This is a genomic window from Aetokthonos hydrillicola CCALA 1050, assembly GCF_017591665.1.
GTDB classification, from domain to species: domain Bacteria; phylum Cyanobacteriota; class Cyanobacteriia; order Cyanobacteriales; family Nostocaceae; genus Aetokthonos; species Aetokthonos hydrillicola.
This window is the reverse complement of the sequence record NZ_JAAKGC010000400.1, coordinates 1-1335: the sequence shown is the minus strand read 5'-3', so window position 1 is coordinate 1335 and position 1335 is coordinate 1. Positions and strand designations below refer to the sequence as shown.

2 protein-coding genes are annotated in these 1335 nt (G+C 55.1%); one reads left to right on the top strand and one right to left on the bottom strand.

Going from position 1 to position 1335, the window contains the following annotated elements; genetic code table 11:
• Positions 1 to 367 (top strand): class II fructose-bisphosphate aldolase (locus G4P69_RS38310; RefSeq protein ID WP_208355217.1); only part of this gene is annotated, 367 nt, incomplete at its 5' end.
• A 157-nt stretch (positions 368 to 524) separates the two neighbouring features.
• Here G4P69_RS38310 and G4P69_RS38305 read toward each other — a convergent pair.
• On the bottom strand, positions 525 to 1335 hold an 811-nt coding region (locus G4P69_RS38305), incomplete at its 5' end, for a zinc-binding dehydrogenase (RefSeq protein WP_208355210.1).

Below are 1335 nucleotides of genomic sequence, written 5' to 3'. Positions count from 1 at the left end.
CATGCACGGCTCCTCAACGGTTCCGCAGGAAGGGTTGCAGAACATCCGCGAGCATGGCGGCGATATTCGCGAAACCTATGGCGTACCGGTGCAGGAAATTTGCGAAGGCATTAAAAACGGTGTGCGCAAAGTCAATATTGATACTGATATTCGTCTGGCCATGACCGGCGCCATGCGCCGCAGCATGATGCAAAACACATCGGAATTCGATCCAAGAAAATTCTTCAAAGAAGCCACGGCTGCCGCCAGACAGATTTGTGAACAGCGTTTTGACGCTTTCGGTTGCGCAGGTCGCGCCTCCGACATCAAGCCGATTCCGCTGGAGCAGATGGCGCGCATCTATGAACAACAGGCGGTCGCTGCCTGATGCCTCTCTGAACAGCATTGTATTTTCCGCAATAGCGAAGGGGCTCCTGAACAGGAGCCCCCTCTATTTATCTGTTGTATCCGTACCGGCACAACAGGCTTACTGCTTCTGAAAGGCGCACTGTCGGCAGACGGCGTGCCTCAAACTTTCAATCAGATCAATCGAATGTGACGACCGAACGGATGGACTTGCCTTCATGCATCAGATCGAACGCTTCGTTGATCTTTTCGATGGGCATGACATGCGTGATCAAATCATCGATATTGATCTTGCCTTCCATATACCAGTCCACAATCTTGGGCACATCGGTACGGCCACGTGCGCCGCCGAAAGCCGACCCCTGCCAGACGCGACCGGTCACCAGCTGGAACGGCCGGGTGGAAATTTCCTGGCCTGCGCCGGCAACGCCGATGATCGTACTTTTGCCCCAGCCCTTGTGGCAGGACTCAAGCGCCTGGCGCATCAGATTCACATTGCCAATACATTCAAAAGTATGATCGGCGCCACCCTTTGTCAGACTGACCAAATAAGGAACGATCTCGCCTTCCACTTCTTTCGGATTGACAAAGTGCGTCATGCCGAATTTGCGCGCCAGCTCTTCACGCGCCGGGTTGATGTCCACACCGATAATCATATCGGCGCCCGCCATGCGAGCCCCCTGCACCACGTTCAGCCCAATGCCGCCCAGGCCGAACACAATGACCTTGTCGCCCGGCTGAACCTTGGCCGTATAGATCACGGCGCCGACACCGGTGGTGACGCCGCAGCCGATGTAGCAGACTTTTTCGAAAGGCGCATCTTCGCGGATTTTTGCCAGGGCAATTTCCGGTACCACGGTGTAATTGGAAAAGGTGGAAGTGCCCATGTAGTGGAACACGTCCTTGCCGTTAAGCTTGAAGCGACTGGTGCCGTCAGGCATGAGGCCTTTGCCCTGCGTTTCACGAATGGCGCCGCACAGATTGGTTTTG